Source organism: Magnetococcus sp. PR-3, from assembly GCF_036689865.1.
GTDB lineage: Bacteria > Pseudomonadota > Magnetococcia > Magnetococcales > Magnetococcaceae > Magnetococcus.
On sequence record NZ_JBAHUQ010000027.1, the window covers coordinates 1 to 20,411 of the forward strand.

At 50.8% G+C, this 20,411-nt stretch carries 7 protein-coding genes and 2 pseudogenes; 7 read left to right on the forward strand and 2 right to left on the reverse strand.

Annotation, left to right across the window (positions count from 1 at the left end):
- From V5T57_RS14265 to V5T57_RS14290, 6 genes and pseudogenes are all read left to right on the forward strand, one after another.
- A pseudogene (locus V5T57_RS14265) lies at positions 1-193 on the forward strand (IS5/IS1182 family transposase); the annotation flags it as partial.
- A 404-nt stretch (positions 194-597) separates the two neighbouring features.
- Complete coding sequence (locus tag V5T57_RS14270) at positions 598-1,413, forward strand: outer membrane lipoprotein-sorting protein (RefSeq protein WP_332891910.1); 816 nt, start codon at positions 598-600, stop codon at positions 1,411-1,413.
- A 58-nt stretch (positions 1,414-1,471) separates the two neighbouring features.
- Positions 1,472-4,237: an MMPL family transporter gene (locus tag V5T57_RS14275; RefSeq protein ID WP_332891911.1), complete on the forward strand. Its 2,766-nt coding sequence runs from the start codon at positions 1,472-1,474 to the stop codon at positions 4,235-4,237.
- A 215-nt stretch (positions 4,238-4,452) separates the two neighbouring features.
- Positions 4,453-5,700 (forward strand): hypothetical protein, encoded by a 1,248-nt coding sequence (locus V5T57_RS14280; RefSeq protein WP_332891912.1) that lies wholly within the window; start codon positions 4,453-4,455, stop codon positions 5,698-5,700.
- Between the two features lie 156 nt (positions 5,701-5,856).
- Positions 5,857-6,588 carry a lysophospholipid acyltransferase family protein gene (locus V5T57_RS14285; protein WP_332891913.1) on the forward strand — a complete coding sequence of 244 codons (732 nt, stop codon included), beginning with the start codon at positions 5,857-5,859 and terminating at the stop codon, positions 6,586-6,588.
- A gap of 508 nt (positions 6,589-7,096) precedes the next feature.
- A pseudogene (locus V5T57_RS14290) lies at positions 7,097-7,764 on the forward strand (IS3 family transposase); the annotation flags it as partial.
- A gap of 136 nt (positions 7,765-7,900) precedes the next feature.
- Here the strand turns inward: V5T57_RS14290 and V5T57_RS14295 are convergent.
- Together V5T57_RS14295 and V5T57_RS14300 are read right to left on the reverse strand one after the other, a co-directional pair.
- The gene (locus V5T57_RS14295; RefSeq protein ID WP_332891914.1) at positions 7,901-8,365 is read right to left on the reverse strand and encodes a response regulator; all 465 of its coding nucleotides are present in this window, start codon (positions 8,363-8,365) and stop codon (positions 7,901-7,903) included.
- A 15-nt stretch (positions 8,366-8,380) separates the two neighbouring features.
- Positions 8,381-18,295: a transporter substrate-binding domain-containing protein gene (locus V5T57_RS14300; protein WP_332891915.1), complete on the reverse strand. Its 9,915-nt coding sequence runs from the start codon at positions 18,293-18,295 to the stop codon at positions 8,381-8,383.
- Between the two features lie 1,024 nt (positions 18,296-19,319).
- Between V5T57_RS14300 and V5T57_RS14305 the strand changes: the two genes are divergently transcribed.
- On the forward strand, positions 19,320-20,162 hold the full coding sequence (locus tag V5T57_RS14305; RefSeq protein WP_332891916.1) for a substrate-binding periplasmic protein: 843 nt from the start codon (positions 19,320-19,322) through the stop codon (positions 20,160-20,162).
- Positions 20,163-20,411 lie beyond the last annotated feature (249 nt).

The following is a 20,411-nucleotide window of genomic DNA, read 5'->3' on the forward strand; positions in this document are numbered from 1 at the left end:
CGAGGGCCGGTTGGATAGAAACTTTCTCCGAGGTGTGCGCGGTGACCAGTTGAATGCCCTAATTTCAGGGATTGGCTATAACCTCCGCCTCATTTTGAAGAAGCTGAGGCTTCTTTGGCTGCTTTTCTGGATACAGACCTTCATGTCATCCCAGGAATCAACCTTGGAACCCGCCAATCAAACAGGTTTCTGAACGATCGACTCTTTAATGTTATTTGCCCAGCTTAGGCAACGAATACCACAATGACAGAATGAACAGTCACTGCGTAAGAACAGGCTTTTAGGGCAAAGAATTAAAGTTACAGAATAGATATATCTCAATGTTGCAAAACCGGCCAATACAAAGGGCTGTACAAGGGCCTGGTGGAATTTCCTCATCTTCGTTAACTGCTCACATTTGCAGTCAAAATGACATGGGAGTGGACGAGCAGTGTTTGATTTGGCAGAATCATAGTGGGGGCTTGGGCCTGGGATATTCCGGTTAAACGGACGGATAGCTGACTCACATAGGGTGATCCTACCCCTGTTTAGACATAACTTTACAGTCACCGCACCAAGTTCATCATGGTGTGTGGTAGACATAACCGGGGTCACTTCATGAAGACATGGACACACACCACAATCCTTACTTTTTTAGCCCTTCTCACACTATGGGTTATGCCTGTTGAAGCTGGTGAGACACACACAGGTCGGCAGATCATGGACCTGAAAGCCCAACTCAACGACAAGGATGTAGAGTTCTCCGTCACCACCATGACCTTGATTGATCGTTCAGGTAAAGAGAAAGCCAGAACCATGCATCGGTTTGCCCGTAAATTTGAGGATGGGCTATCCAAATATCTGCTGGTTTTTAAGGCCCCCAAAGGGGTTAAGGGCGTTGCATCGCTTAGTTGGGAAAAACAGAGTGGGGAAGATGATCAATGGACCTTTCTACCAGCCCTAGGCAAGCTCAAAAGGGTAGTGGGGGGGGGCAAACGCAGTTACTTTATGGGTACCGATTTTGCCAATGAAGATCTGGTTTCAGAAAACCGTAACAACTTCCGCTATGAACGCCAACCCGATACACCATTCAATGGGCGAGATAGCTATGTGGTAGATGCCTATCCGGCAGCCAAAAATACCAAAAAGAGCACAGGCTATAGCTACCGCAGGCTGACCATTGATAAAGAGACCTTGCTGGAAATGCAGGTCCAGTTTTTTGCCCGGCGCAGTAAAAAATTGGTTAAAACCCTGACTGTGCAAGAAGCAATAAATGTTGAAGGGGTTTGGCGCCCTAAACTCTCCTTAATGGATAATCTCAAGGAGCAACATCAAACCCGCTCTTTGGTTGAAAGTTGGTCCTTTAGCGGTGATGCGGTGGATCCCAAGATATTCAACCACCGTTATCTCAAGCGTAAGAAGCACATGCGTTAAACGTTCTCCCCCTACCCAACCCTTTTAGGGCACTTTTATTAACCTGGGGAGCAGGCCCATGTTGCAGACGCTTTTTCTGTTCAGTCTTCGTCATCGTTTGGCAACGTTGATCATTATCTCCATCCTTACCGCAGTGGCGCTGTCTGGTATTGGCAAGTTACGGGTGGATGCCAGCCAATCCTCACTGTTTGACCCCAACGATCCAGCCAAGAGCTACTATGATCAGGTGGTGGATACCTTTGGCTCGGATCTGGCCACCCAGGTCTATATTAAGGATGCCAAACTCTTTACTCCTGAAAAGTTGATTCTGCTTGAAGAACTTCATGTCGCTTTAGAACAGTTGCCCTTTGTGGAAAAGGTCGAGAGCCTGCTCACAGTGGCCAATGTCCGCAATGTGGATGGAGATCTGGATACGACCCCTCTAATGGACTATGTGCCGGAGAACGCTGAAGAGATTGAACGTATTCAGCGTTATGCCCGTGACAATCCATTTGTAATGAAAAACTTGCTGGCTGAGGATATGCGCACCACTGTGATTTCGGTGCGTATTCGAAACAGTTTTGATGACGACACCCTGGTGGACCGGGCTTATGATCAAGTAGAAGCCATTGTAGAACCGGTTCGGGATAAATTTGATACGATTTTCCAAATTGGCACCCCCCGCATCAATGCAGGAACCAAACGGGGTATTCGCCATGACATGCATCTGCTGACCCCCATTTCTGGGCTGATTATCATTATTGGCATCTCACTGTTTTTAGGCTCTATCCGAGTAGCGGTGTTACCCCTGATCACAGCAGGGTTCAGCATTGTTTGGTGCATGGGGTTCCTCGGTTTGATGGATGTACCCTTGAACCTGATCAGTAGTGGTTTGCCCTTATTGCTTATCGCCGTAGGATCCACCGAAGATACCCATATGGTCGGGGCCTACTACCATGGTTTGCATCAGACGGACTTAACCGGCAAAAAGCCACATGAGATTCGTGCCTTTGGTGTTCAAAGCATGATGAAAAAAATCGGTATTGCCACCCTGGTAACGGCTGGCACTACAGCCATCGGTTTTGGTTCGAGCATTTTTAGCAACATCAAAATTTTGCAGGATTTTGGCATCGCTACCTCGTTGGGCATGATCTGTAACCTGTTTGCCACCATGCTGGTGGTCCCCCTCTACCTACGCCATTTTGGACCGTTGGAGAAAAAGGATAATAAAGAGGAGAAAAAACAGTCCAGGCTGTTTAGGCATGTTCTGGTTATGGCCACCCGTCTTTCGGAGCATCACGCCAAATCTGTGCTGTCGGTCGCGGCGCTGGTGGCCATTATTGGTATCGGTATGGGATCAACCTTGCAGGGTAATAATGATCCATTAAGCTATCTTAAGAGTGATGACCCGGTGGTGGTTGATGCCCAGCGCATGCATCAAGATATCGCAGGCATCCAGATGTTCTACCTAACCTTGGATGGCAAGCAGAGCGGTGCTTTTCTGAAACCAGAAAACATGCAGTTGATTCAGTCCATTCAAAACATGCTCAAAGCGAGTGGCTATTTTGATAATGTGTTGTCCATTGCCGACCATATATCCTATGTCAATCGTGAAATAACCAGTGGAAAAAGCATTGACTACTCCATCCCGAATGATGCGGCGCTCATTGAGCAGTACATGCTTTTTTTCCAGCGTGGGGATATGTCCCAGTTTATCGATAGTGAGATGCAGCAAGCGGCCCTGGTGGTACGCCATAACATCTCTAACTCCATTATCCTTGAGGAGGTTATTAGCGATATAAGTGCGAAAATCGAAACGCTCTCTCAGGGGCGGTTTGCTTTCCGTATCATCAGTGAAAACATCCTTGTTAACCGTACCAGTGATGCCTTGGTTACCGAGCAGATCAAATCATTTATGATCGTGGTGTTGGTCATCTTTGTGCTGATCTCTTTCATGTACTCCTCGGTGGCGTTAGGGGCGGTCTCACTGATTCCTAATGTACTGCCCGCTTTTGTGATTTTTGGGGTGATGGCTATTTTTGATATCTCCCTTAATCCCGGTACAGTACTGGTCACTGTAGTGGCCTTGGGTATCGCTGTGGATGACACCATCCACCTGTTAACGGGATACTCTTTGGCATCCAAAGGGGAACCCAGCCCCAGTCATGCGGTGCGAACCGCTCTGACCTCCCAGGTTGTGGCGGTTCTGACCACCTCCGTTTCCCTGTGCGTGAGCTTTCTCATCTTTGGGTTCTCCAATTTCCAGGTTGTCGCCGATTTTGGCATACTCTGTGCGGTTGGTTTGGCAACAGCAGCCCTGGCGGATCTTTTTGTAACACCGATCTTCCTACGCAAGGTCCGTCTGGTGACCATTTGGGATATCATCTCCCTGAAAATTGGTTCCACCGCCCTTAAGGAAAGCCCGCTGTTCCAAGGCATGACCCGGTACCAGATTCGTAAAACGATCCTGCTCTCCCATATGCATCGGGTGAAAAAAGGGGAATACATCATTCGCCAAGGGGAGCAGGGTGAGGATATGTTTGTACTGCTTTCAGGACAGACCGATGTGATGATCATCAAAGATGGTCACGAAACACCCGTAACCGAACTCCAGCCTGGTGCGATATTTGGTGAAATGGGGTATACCGGTTTGACATTGCGAACGGCCAATATTGTCGCGCGGGAAGATTCGGTCCTTATTCAGTTTAATGCTAAGCAGATTGATCATGCCCTTAAGCTCTACCCCCATATCGCCCGTAAATTCTATCGTAATTTGGCCAATATCATGGCCTTAAGGTTCGAGGAAATGTGTGTGCGCATGGAGGGGCGGGATTTGGATATCTGATTAAACAGCTTAAAAACAGACACGCACCCTTTTAAATAGGGCGGCTTGCATGTCCCAGAGCAAAGGCAGTAGGCCTACTCTGTATAAACGCTTCAGAAAGTTTGTATTTTACCATGAGTCACCAACCGTTGCTGTTTTTTCCCTCCATATGGCTTTGGGCTTTGGCACTGCTTTTTTGCACGCTGCCCCCCTCTGCTCATGGACTGGAAGTCTCCATGGAAAACAAGCTTGAGCTGGCTGGGGACTATTTTCTGCACCCAGCAAACAATCGTTCCGACAGCGTTAATGAAGAGGATGAGCGTCTTCACCCTATGGTTCAGCTCTCAACCACTTCCATCTGGAGCCTAAGCGATAATCTGGTTTTTAATCTGGATGGATACATGCGGCTGAGGACACCAGACCCTCAACAAGGGGTGTTTAATGAACTGCATGCAGCTGCGGCTCATACGCCTTACCTGGATGTAACCCAAGCGCTTTTGACCTATGAGCAGGACGATTATGATCTGTCCTTGGGTAAAACCCGGCTGAACTGGGGCGTAGCGGATCTCTATTCCCCTATGGATCAATTTGATCAAAGCGATGCTTCCATTCCCTCACACCCCATGCAACAAGGGCGCTGGATGGTGCGCTACCGCACCTATTTGGAAGATGACACCCTCTCTTTGGTGGTGATTCCAATGGATAGCAGCTATGCGGGACTGCAGGAAGAGTCTCGCTGGATGGGTAGCGCCTCAGCAGATGGTTTTTTCTCAGGAGCGCTTCTTGGTGCAGGCAACACCACCTTAAATAGCGATATCCGCCCCATCTCTTTTGAAAATGCCACCTACGCCGTACACTACCAAGGGGTCCGTGAAGGCTATGATTTTGCCGCCTCCGCCTATTATGGATTGAGCCCCTTCCCGGTCGTCTATGCGACCAACCCCACGGGCTTGGCCCTTGAGTACCATAAAATCTTTCCCCGAGCTTTGGGGGTTATGGGCGGATTAACCTATGTGGATGAGTCGCTTAAATATTATGGTGAGCTGCAGTATCAACATATACCGGACCACAGCGATGATGATTTTCTGAAAGTGACCTTGGGTTTTGCCTATACCGAGAGTGATTGGGCCTTACGCCTGGGGGGCAATGAACTGAGTTGGACCTTGGAGTGGGCTGGTGATCTACGCACCGACCATCAATCCCGTAGCAATTATGTGCTCTCCTCCATGGATGCCCGCCCATTTCAGGATTATCTGATCAGCCGTCTGAACTTTGATATCAATGACACATGGGGGCTGACCGTAGGTGGCGCATTCGGGTTGAACGATAGCGATAGCATGGACTACATGGATGTTAACTACACCATCCGTGATGATGTGACGTTGCGGCTACGCATGCAGAGTTTCCGAGGCGTCGCGGGATCCCAATTCGGTCATCATGCGGATAATGACTACGTAAGCCTGAAACTTAGCTATTCTTTTTAGACGGTTGCACAACCACATTACCCTTCCAAAAAAGATGGCCCTCAACGCCTAAGTCACACCTGTTCGTTATGAACTCAAAAAGGGGTTTCATGGTGTTTGATCGCCGTATCACGTTACTCAACAGGCTTTTTTTGGCCACATTACAAAGGTGAAGGCATGGCCATGCAAGCCCTCCGATCCATTTTCTTCTATATCATCTCTCAACCGGTTACTGTGGGTTTATCCCTCACCGTACTGGTTCTGGCCCTGGTTCCAGGCACTCTGGCTTTACGTCGGGGGGCTATCCGTTGGTGGGGAACCTTTGTTGGGCGAGATCTGTTGGGGTGGTGTTGTGGTATGGATGAACAGGTCCAAGGTTTGCAGAGCAGGCCAACTGATCAACCTTGCGTGATCATGGCCAAACATCAATCTTCCTGGGAGACCATTCGTTTTTTTGGCCTTTTCCCCAACGCCATTTTTGTACTCAAAAAAGAGCTGTTGCGCGTACCCATCTATGGCTGGGCGCTAGCCACCAGCCAGCAGATTGCCATTGACCGTGGCCATCCCCGCCATGCCATCACCACACTACTTAAAGATGGACAGAGCGCTTTAAAACAGGGGCACTCGGTATTGGTTTTTCCGGAAGGAACCCGCGTTCCAATAGGCGAAATGGGTCGATTCAATCCCGGTGGTATCCGCTTAGCCCTAACCATGGGGGTACCCATCTTGCCCGTGGTACACAATGCAGGTTGTGTATGGCCAAAGGGAACATTTATAAAAACGCCTGGTACGGTCCGTGTAAGAGTGGGAACCCCCATTAATACCCAAGGACGTTCCAGATCTGAATGGAAAGCTGTGATGCAGGAGTTGGAGGAAGCCATGCAGGAACTAATGGATGAATTGGAGTAAGAAAAGTGTGGGGTTCTAAAAATATAGGCGACCACGCCCCATCATACTGTGAAAGCAGAGATTCAACTTTTAAATAAGTGGTGGAAATAGAAATCACACGGCTTCACGGTCATCGGGCTTGATGATTCCGTTCAGGGGGTCGTGACATTGGGTTAGCTGATCTCAGGAAAATTGAGAATAGATCGCAAGAGCATAATCTCTTACTTTTGCAGATCAATAGGGAATCGAACGCTCTCCCCAAAATTCTCAGAAGTTTTGATCTCAATGGCTTTTGCTTCACCAAGATACCTGCGGAGACCACTCATCGTGGGATTTTCGACGAAAAACCGGCCTGTGAGCCGGTTTTTTTGTGCCCAAAATTTAGCAATGGATCCAAGGGTGATAGATATACCCCGCTGGATCGGTGTCTCTCTGTCCTGAGGTCGGATCCACTTGATTTCTGCCGAATCTCTCTCAAATTGCCATTTCTCTCTAAAACGTGAGGTCGGCGGCCACCCCGACCTCGCAACAGCGCTGTTTGGTTGAGTATGGTGTCCGCGTCAGTAGAAGGCGGATTGCCAGGATCAAACGCAAGCTAGGCTTTGAATGCAAAGCCCAATGATGTTTCAAGATTATCACGACAGATTCTAATCACGCTTACCAGTGGCAACAAACCACGTGAACCGTGAATTTACTGCTGAGCGACCAGATCAGGCATATGGGGGCGATATCACCTACATCGCGACCAAGTAGGGCTGGCTCTATTTGGCTGTTTGGATAGACCCTTTATTCGCATAGCATTGTGGGATGGCCTATGGCTGACCATATGAAAGCATCACTGGTAACAGACGCCTTGAAAATGGCCTATTTCAAGCGCAGGCCACCCGTTGGCTTGATGGTCCATAGCGATAGAGGCAGCCAATACGGATCCAACCTCTTCACTGGCTTGCTCCAGGAGAAGGGATACCTCTACAGCATGAGCCGTCTTGGAGAGTGCTGGTATAATGCGCCAGCAGAAAGCTTTTTCGGCACCTTGAAAACCGAGTTAATCGGAGGCTTGGTTTTCAATTCTCGCGAGGAGGCCAAACAGAACATTTTTGAATACATCGAGGTCTCTACAACCGCCCGAGGAAGCATTCAACCATCGGATATATGACCCCTGAACAGTGCGGTCTGGCATTCTCAGTCTCTGCGTAAAAAACCGTCCAGAAAAGTGTGCCCCATCAAGCTTTTGGATAGATCATCCGCCGGAATGATCAGCGTTTCGGTAACCAGCTGATCATCCATGCAGCAAGCACAACGTTTCAGTTTCCCTTTTACCCGATACGCATTCCTAACCGTTTTGCAACTGGTTAACTTCATCTTTCAGGGCTGAGATCTCTGCCAGCAGTTCTGCTTCACGCGCTTTCCAGCGATCGAGCTGCATCAGGTGTACTCGTACCCTGGCCTTCACCAGCGTTGCATCAATGGGCTTCATGATAAAATCTACCGCACCGAGCATCAGCCCTTTGGCTTCATCCATCAAGCTGTCCTTACCACTGAGGAAAATCACCGGAATTTGCTTGGTTTCCGGGTCGGATTTAAGCCGACGGCACACCTCATACCCATCCATCTCGGGCATCATGATATCCAACAGGATCAGATCCGGCTTGGTCTCTCCCCCGGCAATCTTCAACGCCTTTTCACCATTGGTAGCGATTTTTGTCTTGTAGGACTCTTTCAAAAAACTGTTGAGGGTCTGCACGTTGGCCGGTGCATCATCCACAATCAAAATGATTCTTTTCTCTTCATTTTCCATCTGATCAACTCTCTTTTAGATTTTTTCCAGGATCTCTTTTGCCACATCATATTCAAAATCCAGGAACGCGTTGCTCAGCGCCTCCAGATCCTCCTGGGACAGTCTCCTGTTTAGCACCGGTTTGATCTCCTCAAACAGATCAACCGAGTCCATATCATCGTCTGCGACCAGCTCAATAAGCTGTGCCAGCTTGGGGGTGATATCTTCCCCCTCATCCTCCTTAGGTATGGCGGATAACAGCTCTTCCAACAGAGCCAGAGCCTCTTCAAACTCAAAATCTTGAAGATGGTCAGCCAGTTGATCCAACTGATCTGCCTCAACCAAGCCAGCTAACTGCGCTTTGTGGGCCAGGAAGGTGTCTTCAATCTCCCCATCATCATCCGCCGCCAATTGACGTAGCTGCTCCAGTATGGGCTTCACATCCGCCCAACACACTTCCCCTACTGCTGAAGCGTCCTCTTTGGCTGTCTGGGCATCTAACTGTGCAAAATAGTCCGTGATCGCCCTTAAAAGCCCGGTGAGTTTCTGCTCAAACGGTGGTAAGGCATCATTAATGGCGTTGCGATCCCTGGCTTCACACGCCTGCTCCAGTCGTGCGGCCTGCTCCTGTACCTCTGTTGCCCCCAAGCTGCCCGCCACCCCTTTGGTGGTATGGGCCAGCCGTTCGGCAGTGGGCAGATCATTCTCCGATAGAGCCGCCTGGAACTCCTCCACCGTCCCAGACTGATTTTTGACAATCCGGCGCATCAGATCCAGGTAGAGTTTTTGGCTGCCCCCCACACGGGCCAGACCCGTTTGGGTATCCACCCCCTCTAACTGGGGTAATTCGGGCATATCCGATGGCGCTTCAGCCTGCTTTTTGGACTGAAGCTGTTCCGGTGCCACGCCCAACCCCGCCCTGGGTTTGATCCACTGGGCCAGCGCTGCATACATCTCCGATGGCTCGATAGGTTTGGAGACATGATCCTGCATACCTGCATCCAGACACTTCTCCCGATCACCGGCCATGGCGTTGGCGGTCATGGCGACGATAGGCAGTTCATCAAATGTGCTCTCCGCACGGATGGTTCGGGCGGCTGTATAGCCATCCATCACCGGCATCTGCATATCCATCAAGATGATATCGAAAGATTCCGCATGAACTTTATCCACCCCGATCTGACCATTGTCGGCAATAACCACCTCCATCTGGGCCATCTCCAGTAGCTCCTTGGCCACCTGCTGGTTGATTTCATTGTCTTCCACCAGCAGAATGCGCGCCCCAGCCACCCCACTGACCGCCTCGATACCCAGGTTGGTCCCTTGGCGTGTACCTTTACTCTCTTTAGCCGCATGCCCCATGGAGACCATGGCGGCATCCATCAGGGTGGACGCGGTCACCGGTTTGGATAGGTACCCTTCCAGTTCATCCTCACCAATGTGCTGCCGCATCTCATCCCGATCATAGGCGGTCACCATCACCACACGGGGTGGATGCTGCAACGTCTTATCATTTTTGATGCGATGGTTGACCTCAACCCCATCCATGCCGGGCATGCGCCAATCCAGCAGTACCAGTTTGAACGGATAGCCCCGCTCATCATGCTGTTTGATCATCTCCAGCGCTTCTTGCCCCGTAGCCGTCATGAAGGTCTCAAAGGTTAGGCTCTGAGCCATCTGCTCCATAATCTCCCGCGCAGCAGCGCTGTCATCAACGATAAGAACCGGTATGCCGCGTAGATCCGGTTCCGGTATAGGTTGGTCTATCTCCATCTCATCTGAGAGACCAAAACAGGCGGTGAACAGGAAGGTACTACCGGTTCCAGGTATGCTCTCCACCCAGATTCTGCCCTCCATCATCTCGGTGAGCTTTTTACTGATGGTCAGCCCCAAACCGGTGCCGCCATATTTACGGGTGGTGGAGGCATCCGCCTGACTGAAGGATTGAAACAGGCGTCCTACCTGCTCTTCAGTCATACCAATACCGGTATCGCTCACGGCAAACTTCAGGGTAACCTTGCCCTCCTCAGAAGCCTCCTGGCTGATACGCACCACGATCTCCCCGTGGTCGGTAAACTTCACTGCATTGTTGGCCAAGTTGATCAGGATCTGGCCCAAGCGCAGGGGATCACCAATCAAGCCCTTGGGAACCTCCTGGTCCAACGCCAGCAGGAACTCCAGCCCCTTCTCCCGCACCTTGACGTTGACCAAGTTGGTAAGATTATCCAACACCTCATCCAAGCGGAAAGGAACCTGTTCAATATTCAGCTTGCCCGCCTCAATCTTGGAAAAGTCCAGGATGTCGTTGATGATGCCCAGCAGGGCATTGGCAGCGGTATGGATTTTATGGACATAATCCTGCTGTTTGGGGGTCAGTTGAGTCTGCAGGGCCAGATGACTCATGCCGATGATGGCATTCATGGGGGTGCGGATCTCATGGCTCATGTTGGCTAAAAAGTCGCTTTTGGCCTGGGTGGCCTCTTCCGCCACCTCTTTGGCCCGTAGGATCTGCTGGGCCATCTCCTTCTCATCATCAATATCCAGATGCACCCCGACCAGACGCGTGCCCATGCCTTTATCATCCCGCTCCGAGGCCTGCCCAATATCGAGAATCCACTTCCAGCTCCCATCTGCGGTCAACATGCGGAATTCCGCTTTGTAGATCTCTGTCTCCCCAGCGATATGGCTCTGCATTCTTATCATGGCGTCGGGTAGATCTTCAGGGTGTACGAGGCTGGACCAACGCTCCATGGTGTTGCCATAACGGGCATCCAGCTCTTGGGGGGTGTAGCCCAGCATGGTGGCCCAAATCTCTCCGGTGATCAGCTCCCCTTTGGTATCGTGCCAATCCCAAAGGCCCGCGTTGGCCCCCTTGAGGGCCATATCCAGCCGTTCTTCCTGCTGTTTGAGCATGCGTTCCGACTCTTTACGCTCGGTGATGTCATGGAACACCACCACCGCTCCCATTGGCTTTCCCTCTTGTATCAAAGGCACGCTGTTATACTGAACTGGGAAACTGGAGCCATCCTTGCGCCACAGCACTTCATCTTCAATATTGTGGTAGCTCCCCTCGGAGAAGGAATGGAACATGGGACAGGTTTCTACCGGATAGTTGCTACCATCGGCACGGGTATGGTGGATGAGTCCATGAACCTTTTGACCGATGATCTCATGGGCGGTATAGCCCAACATACGCGTGGCGGCAGGGTTGATAAAGTTGACCTTGCCATCCGCACCCACCCCAAAGATACCCTGACCCACCGACTCCAACAGTAGACGGCTGCGCTCCTCGGCAATCCTGAGCGCTTCATCACTGGCTTTACGGTCGGTCACATCCTGAACCGTGCCCACCATACGGGCAACCGCTCCATCCTCAGACCGTGCCACAGCGGCCCCTTTGGAGATTACCCAGCGCAGCTCACCGGAGGGTTTGATAATGCGGAACTCCGCTTCATACTCCTGCATCTTGCCCTGGCGATAGTTACGGCCAATGGCAAGTGTCTCTTCGCGATCATCAGGATGGATGCGATCAATCCAGTCGTCACGCCGCTCTTCCAAGCTGTCCAGCGGATAACCAAAGATCTCAGCATAGCGTTTGTTGACGATGGTCTGTCCCGTGGTGAGGTCGACATCCCAGAAGCCCAAGGCACCCCCTTTAAGGGCCAGTTCCTGCCGTTCCCGGCTACCTTCCAGTTCGCGGGTGCGTTCCAACACCTTCTCTTCCAACTCATCCTGGTTGCGGCGTAAAAGCATGGTGGCGCGCTGGCCAAAGGTGAGGGTCAGAATAATCGCAATCACAGCCAGTAGCAGGGTGCTGGTGGCGATAACAATCAAATTAACCCGCAGGGTATCGTGCCCGGACAGTACCTCATCCACGTCAATTTCCGTGGCAATACCGACTCCTAGGTGACCATCCCACATCCAAGCACCATAAACGGGTACCCCCCGATAATCCCGATAGCCTGCCACATTGACCATAATGGCGGAGTGGTCCAAAGCATCTTGAGGAAGATCCCCTGTCTCATATACTTTTTTAAGCGTCAGCACCCCCTCCAACATTTTGGTAGCCGCCTGTTCTACTATGGGTTTTCTTGCGGTATGACCCAGCATCAGATTGACACCGGGGTCGCGCACCCACAACGCCTGTTCCGGTCCATCATCCTGAGAGGTCAAACCCAGTGTTTTCAACATGCTGACAAAACGGCTTTCGGTGAGCATGCGCCCCTGTTCATCAACCATGTAGGTCTCGCCAGAGGAGCCGATGCGACCACCATGCATGATACGGGAAAGCTCCCCTTTGGGATCCACCCGCATGGTCAAGACCGCAATGACGCTGCCTTCACTATCAAAAATGGGGGCGGCAAAAAACATATTTTGAGGTTTGAGGTCGGATGGACTCTTTTCATCCAATACCACATCAGAACGGATGGGCGGAATCAGGACAGTATGGCCGGCAAAGGCTTTTTTCAGCAGCTGTGGATGGTTCTGTTCAATAAGGTTGATGGTGCCAAGGTTGGTGTCCCGTTTGGACCCGATGCTGATACGCTGGGGATTAATAATAAAAAATCCCAATTGCCCTACCGTTTTTTCACGCTCACCCAGATAGTCACGGATTTGGTGCAACGTATCGGATTGGGCAAGGGTCTCTTTCTCGGCTTTGACCGTCAGCAACTGTTTGGTCAGAGCCATCAACTTCTGATCGTGGCCCAGCTTGGCCAGGTAGTTCAGCCGTTCCTGCACCCACAGATCACTGCGTTCCATGGTGCTGAGCAAGACTACCTCCAGTTCATCGGCGATCACCTTGAGCACCACCTCCTTGTTCTTGGAGAGGGTGTAGACCACCAGAACAGCGACGACGGCCATCATGAACACCGCCCCGGCCAGCATCATGATACGGAAATTGGGGGAGCCAAACTGCTGGCTAATCATCTCGTCGGAGATCCAGCGGGGCAGAATCAGCGTGCCAATGAGCAAAATGACCAACAGAATCGGAAACAGGATCAAGAGTGATTGGGTGGTGTCGGCCTCACTCTGCTTTTTGGATTCGACTACCTGTTGATGATGTTCAGGTTGCTTTTTCTGCGATTTTTTGGACTGAATGAAGGCTTGCAACACCTTAAGCATCTGCCCTTTTTCAAGCTGGTTGCAGTTGCTACACGCTTCAAGAACCGCTCTTAATTCTGGCCAGGGCGCGCGTTTTTCACCCCCCTTATAGGTGGTGATAATCTGACCAAATTTGACCTGTCGCCCCACATCATGGGAAAACTCCTGGATCTCGTTAATAATCGTGAAATGCTCGTCCGAAGCCTCTCTCCCTGCCGGGAGGTAGAGGTGTCGACCGCCCAACCGGTCAACGATCTCAATTCGCTCAATAAGGGGTTGAGTCTTGATCAGCTGGGTGATGAGCCCTTCCACTTTCTGCACATTGCTGGATAAGAGATAGGGTTTGAACAGCTTGCCCAGCAGCACCGCAAAATCTGTCATGCGCTGATAATTGGCATCCTTATATTTCCTGACCAGTTGCGCATAGCGGCCGGATGCTTTCAATTTGGCCAGTCCGGCTTCAAATTGATCTCTGAGCTTGGCCTTACGAAAGGCGATGGCAAAACCGGTGGTGGCATTGAACAGTCCATGGCGTACCAGGTCCGCAGAGGTATCCACATGTTTGGCCTGTTGGTTGATCTGCCAGCCCAGGATGTTTGAATCGATGATCAGGGTATCCGCCTTGCCTTCAAAGAAGCTGCGTACCTGCAACCCTTGATCGGCGATCTCGTAGAACTCCGAGGTATGTTTGGCTCGACTCTCTGGGTTGAACAGATCATAAAATTGAGGCCCCAGGTCCTTATGTCCGGTGCCCCAAATAGAAATCTTGCGTCCTTTTAAATCTTCCAGCTTTTCCAACGTCACGCCCTCACTGGCCAGGGTGTAAGCGGCATTGTTGAAGAAGACATAGTTGCTGGAGAAGTGATAGGGGGAGTCGGGGCTCTGTTGTACCCCCGCCGCTGCTGCGGTATCGGGATCCAGATCCAGAATTTTTTCCAAACCTTCGTTGGTCAGCTCCGTAGGAATGATCTCGACCCCACTGTGTGCCATCGCCTCGCGGACAATATCGAGCTCCAGGCCGAGATGGCTACCAGGGGCAAACACGAAGGGCGGTTTATTGGAGCCAAAAGCGATACGTACCGGCTCTCTTTTTTGCTCCGTTTTACCGATCCACTGTTGATTTAGCCCCTGCCACTCCTGCTCGCTAATGGAGGCCAACGCTTTATCCAGAATGGAGACCAACTCTGGCCAATCCTTACGCACGCCAAAGGCGTTATTGCTGGTGTTTTGTTCCCATCTGAGAACAGGATTAATACCTCTCAGCCCCATCTTTTTAATCTGGTAATTGACGGTTCCCAAGCTACCCAGATAGAAATCAGCCCTTCCTTCAGAGACCGCTTCAAGGGCTTCGGCAACAGTCTTGACCATGACCGGTTCACTATTCGGCGCTATTTTAAGTAACGTCTTATTGTAGGCATATCCATCCACTAATGCCGGTCGTAAGCCATGGATATCAGACCGTTTTTTAATGCGGAAGTCATTGGCTCGGGTATAGACATAGGAGGAGAGATAGATGTAGGGCTTGGTAAAGGCAAACCACTCCTTACGCGCCTCCCGCACAGCCATTTCTGCAACAACATCCACCGCACGGTTTTGTGCCGCAGCATAAAGTGTTTTCCACTCTCCATCGGGGTGAATCTTGAAACGGATGCCGGTTCGTTGCTCGATCAAGCGGACCACATCCACCGCATACCCTGAAAAACCACCCTTCTCAGCATAGACGCTGTAGGGGCCCCAATGGCCATCAAAAGCGATGCTGATTTCAGGGTGGGACGCCAGCCACGCTTTTTCAGAGGGGCTCAAGGCAAGAGTGGGCTGGTTAGAAAACGTCGTTGATGGACTGTTCTGAGCTGAATGCGACAACATCAGTGACCATCGATCCGCCAGTGCTGTTATCTCCTGCTTGGGTATCGCCTTGATGGCCTTACCCAGAATGGAGGCCAGTTCCGGCCAGTCCGAACGGCTACAGACGGACAGCTGTGTGGGCGCAAAGCCGGTTGGGGAGGCGATGTGCAGATTGTAAAGAGCCTGGGAATCGATGTGATAGTTAATGGAGCCCAAAAAACCGATGTAGGCATCTGCCATGCCTGTAGAGACCATGCGCAGCCCATCCAGCGGGGTTGCAACCGTGGAGAGGGTCAGGTTGGGGAATTGGCTATCCAAGGTTGAAACCACCGCATAACCTTCGGCAACAAGTACCTTTTTCCCCGTCAGCCCCTCGACACCGCCCATCGGGGTAAAATTCCGCCGTGTTGCAATCACCCAGGGCGCGCGGGCAACCGAATCACTGAATTTCAGATACTCAGCCCGCTCTGGGGTTGGGACACACAGGGAGATTATATCCAAATCCCGCTTTTTTGCCGCCTCCAACGCCTCTGTCCATGTCAACCCCTCTGCAAGGGTGATATGGATGCCAAGCATCTCTTGAAGGTGTGTATGCAGGTCCGCTGCAAACCCGGCATGTTTGCCATCCTCCCTCACAAAATCATAGGGGGGAAAGGCAGGGTCCACCCCAATACGTAACTCTGGGTGGGCGGCCAGCCACGCCCGCTCTTTATTGGACAAGATCAAGGCCTGATCCTGCTCTTTAGCTTCGGGTAGGGTCATCCATTGTTTATCCAGCGCCAACAGCTTCTCTGGAGGCAACGCATCCATGGCTTTTTCAAGAATGGCGATCAGCTGCGGCCAATCCTTGCGCACCGCAATGCGATACTGCTGATCCCGATCCCCCAGATCCTTCATCTCTGCGACAATGCTCAGGTTTGTTAATGACAGTTTGCGTACAAAATAGGCCGCAACGGGCAGTTCCAATACGGTGACCTGAGCCTTGCCAAGACTGACCGCTTTGAGCACCGAGGTGTAGTCTTCCAGGAACTGGAACTGGGCATCGGGCACCAGACTCGGCAACAATTGGGCAATGGAATCCCCTTTGACCAGTGCCACCTTTTTACCGCTTAAACCTTTAAGGTCGGTTACACCCTTCACATCATCCCGAGCAACGATGGCATTGATCACCTGTTTATAGGACTTGGTGAAGTTCAGATAGATGTGGCGCTCTTTAGGGGCATTGAAAATGGTGTGAACCAGATCCAACTCCTTGGCTTGGGCTTTGTTCAGCAAGTTGGTCCAGCTATCTTTCACGAACTCAAGACGCAAACCCAACTGCTCAGCCAACAGCTTTACATAGTCCGGGGAGTATCCCGCCGGTTTGCCATCCACTCTGAAATCAAACGGCGCGTAGTCCGGCTCACTGGAAACCCGGATCACGGGGTGTGACTTCAACCAAGTCAACTCCTCATCGGTTAGATGGGTCTCGAGCCAGCGTCTCTGCTCCATGTTCAGGGATGGCTTACTTCCCTGACTGTTCTGGGTCTGCCCATAGATGCGAAACCTCTCTTCTGGAACCCACGTTTTTTCCACCTCTGTTCGACTTGCCTCGTCCAGGCGGGCGATGCCGGAGTTAACCTTTTCCAGTAAAGGTTCCTGTCCCTTTTTCACCGCGCCATAGACCAGATTGGAAAAAAAGGGGTCTGGATGGCTGGTTAGTTCAGACTGCCAACCGGTCTGTTTGAGCAGTGAAGCCATGGTAAGGTCCTCCACCATGGCCACATCCACTTCACCGTGGTAGAGCGCTTTGACCACCTGCAACCAGTTGGCATAGGCAACCAGATTCAATGTGGCAAAACGTTCTTTAAGCTGCTCCTGCTGAAAACTGCCCGCCAATACACCCACCCTACGTTGGCCAAACTGTGCAGGGTCGTCGGGTATCTGTTTGCCCTGTCGATAAAAAAAGCGGGAATTGATCTGATAGATGGGCTGGGTAAAGCTCAGAAACTGCTTGCGGCTGTCATTGATAAACAGGCCGGAGTGGATATCCGCCTCACCACTTTTCATGGCCGCGATGGTACCCGCCCAATCGCTCATGCGAAAGCGCACCTCCTGCCCGGTACGTCTGGACCACGCCTTCCACATGTCGACCAGAAGTCCAGCCGGTTCACCAAAGGAGGTCATCTTGCTTAAGGGGGGGTAGTCTCGGTCGATGGCGATAATTAGGGCTTTGGAATTTCCCGCCGATATCCAGTTGCGGTGAATCGCCACCCGCTCTTGTCGGGAGATACGCTCAAACCCTTGGTTAATTTCATCAAGCAGTTGCGTTTTCCCTTGGGTAACCGCTGTCTTCCAATCGTTGGCGAAGAGTAGTTGGGTGTCGGAGATGGTAAAATCATTGAGCAGCCAATGTTTTTTCAGGTAATAGATGCCGGTTGGGGTATCTGCCGCAAAAGCCCGCAGTTCGCCGGACTGGAGGGCGGCCATCATGGCTTGATAACTCAAAAAGGGAACAATGGTCGCTTCCGGCAGTTTCTCCTTCAAGCTCTCTTCGACAAAATCCCCTTTCAAAACCCCAATTTGATAGGCCTGAAGCTCTGTAATATTGGTGATTTTTGGCAGCTGTTTATGCAGGAAGACATGGGTGTTGGTACGACTGAGGGCACTGCCATAATCGAGAAATTGATCCCGGGTCTCGTTAAAAAACAGGCCTGCGTGCACATCGACTTCACCGGAGCCCACTTTTTTGAGTGTCTCATCCCATGAATAGGGAATCAGCTCAATGGGTGTTGCCGTTTTTTCCGACCATAAGCGCCAAAGGTCAATGATTAAACCAGATGGCTTATCTTGGTCATCCTTGAATTGAAACGGCAGGCAATCTTCACAGAACGCGATTTTGAGGGTGCCAGGTGCAGAGGATATATCGTCAGTAACAGCCTGGGCCTTTGCGTGGAAAAGAAAGCTGTTCAACATAAAAAGAAGAACAATAATAGAGGCAATAAGCTTATGCTTTTTTAGCATTATATTGACACCTAACACGGGGGGGGGTAAGCATACGGTTCAGGCCATGCAAAGCTTCTAAATTGTAACCTACATCATGAGATGAAACAATAAGGACATAAACCTGAGTTTATGGACTTCCCATGTCTTTCTGGTGAGTGGTTTCGGTTCTGGAATCGTGGCGGAGGTGACTCCTGACCCGCAGATTGATGATACGATTGCAAAAAACACGTTGCCGATGGTGGTTGGTACAGACTCAGAGTACCAGTGTTGCTTCCATGTATCAGATCCGAGCCGATCTATGGGAAGATATTAAGGTGGTGAGAAAGGCGAATTTGGGTCTGTTTTTTTGAGAAGGATGCCGCTGTGGGCATAGATTCCAGGTCAGGGGACAGAAAGCAGGTTTCAACGCCAATGCACCAGATTAAGCATGAGTTGTCGAAGGATCTTCATGTAGGAACCTTTGCTCTTTGAAACGCCAAAAGGACGATTTAGCAAGGCTGATGTTCGTAACGGTGATGCAGGCAGCTCAAAAAAAGGCTGGCTGTGGTCTCACCGTCAGTCAGCAGTTGAATGGGTCTGTAGATTGGAGTGTCCAGGTTTAGCCCAAGGTCGTGCGTGATCCGTGATTATCGATCAGATACTCATCAAGCCGTTTTGTTAGCTGGATTTGACTGATGATAATCACATGATTGAACAGCTCACGGTTTAGGGTGTGGATCCTCCGTACACAGATAGTATTTTGCCATGGAGATCTTGGTGCGGTTTGCGCACTGTTAATACCCATGATAGCAAGCTGACTGATGAGGTCAGCTTTGAAGCGTGTATCGCCATCATGAATCAGATAACATGGCGCAGAGTTCCACGGACATACTTCACGGAGCTGTTTAGCAACCCAAGCAGTTGTTGGACTTCTATATTTAGGCCTAGATGAAAAACTGGCGGAGAGCAACAACCCGGGCGGGGATATTCACATGAGATCCACCGAAGCGACGGGCAACGTAGTAGAGATCCCGTTTTAAAAGTCTATATTTGGAGAAGTAGGATGGCTCGTGGTTGGCAGAAACAGATCGGTTTATTTCTTCTCGCAGGGTTAGGGTTGGTTCTCAGTGCAGGAGAGCCAGCCCATGCCGACGTCATACGATTTGTGACCTACCCGTCGGTTTCTTTCATCAACCCTGAAACAGGGCAGGTGGATGGACCGGTGGCAGCTCTGGTGCGGGCGATCAATGCCGAGTTGGGTCAGAAAATCGAGTTTGATTTTGTTCCCCTGCCGCGAATGTTAATGGTTTTGGAGAAGGGCGGTGCCGAAGCGGCTTTTAATATGAGCCACAATGAAGCCCGCAATAAAAAATGGTACTACAGCCACCCCATGCATGTTGTGGATTATGGGGTCTTTGTGGGTAAGGATAACCCCTTGAACTATACCCATAAGGGTCAAATGCAAGGCTATACCATCGCAACTTATGGCCCCACCAACCTGTCGAAAAAGGTTGAGCGGTTTGCAAAGGATATCCCCGGCAGCTCCGTGCTTGTGGAAAACTCTTTTAAGGATGTCTTTAGAATGTTAAATGCCGGTCGATTTGGCAAAAAGGGGCTGGTCTATGCCCCGGATGTCATTGGCCTGGGTGCCATGGAACAGTTGGGATTGAACCATATTCGCTATGCCGGGTCAGATCAAAAAAACCTCTACCATGTGGTCTTTGTTAAATCCCTCGTAAAACGTAGTTATGTGGATGCTTTTAACCGGCTTCTTCTAAAATATCATGCGGATGGGTCCATGGCAGAGATCTACGGGCGGTATACCAAGCCCCCCACAGCCCGCGTTCCTTCGGCAACCGATGTGCGTTTGGACTGGGATAAACGTGCCCCAGAGGAACGGCCATGAAAAGCCGCAATACCGGGCATTAGGCGGCTTGAAACTGGGCAGCAATTCATCCCCATCATCCAGAGCGACGCATTTCGTCTGCGATGGCCTGAATGGGCGTCAAACTTATCTCTATTGTGAGCCTTCATCCAGCGTAACTGCGCGTAGTTTTGGCTACGAATGTCTATGGATGACTTCGCCGTTTTTCTTGGCCAGTTATATATTATAAATATCTGATTCAATGGTAACTAAAGCAGAGATGAGCTTTTT